Source organism: Methylobacterium sp. WL7 (assembly GCF_008040085.1).
In the GTDB taxonomy this organism is placed as follows: Bacteria; Pseudomonadota; Alphaproteobacteria; order Rhizobiales; family Beijerinckiaceae; genus Methylobacterium; species Methylobacterium mesophilicum.
In genome coordinates this window covers 1-227 of record NZ_VRVG01000431.1, presented here as the reverse complement: position 1 = coordinate 227, position 227 = coordinate 1, and the positions used below count along the sequence as shown (strand labels likewise).

Here is a 227-nt window from a genome sequence, read left to right as displayed (position 1 = left end):
GGCTGCAGCTGCGGCGTTGGCGTAACGGCCTTCGCTGTGGCCGGCGAGGGCGTAGTGCTCAGCCGGGTCGACGCCCGCCGCTGCCACATCTGTATAAGTCGCGAGGTACCAGGCCGGATCGACCTGCCTCTTCAGCTCCAGCTCGGAATCGCGCGCGTGGTGGGCCGCGGCATTGGGCAATCGCCCCTCAGCCCGACCATAACGGACGTAATGATCCGCAGGATCTA

At 66.5% G+C, this 227-nt stretch carries 1 pseudogene; it reads right to left on the bottom strand.

Annotated elements, in window-relative coordinates:
* Window positions 1-180 (bottom strand): annotated as a pseudogene (locus tag FV233_RS31045) (hypothetical protein); the annotation flags it as partial.
* Window positions 181-227 lie beyond the last annotated feature (47 nt).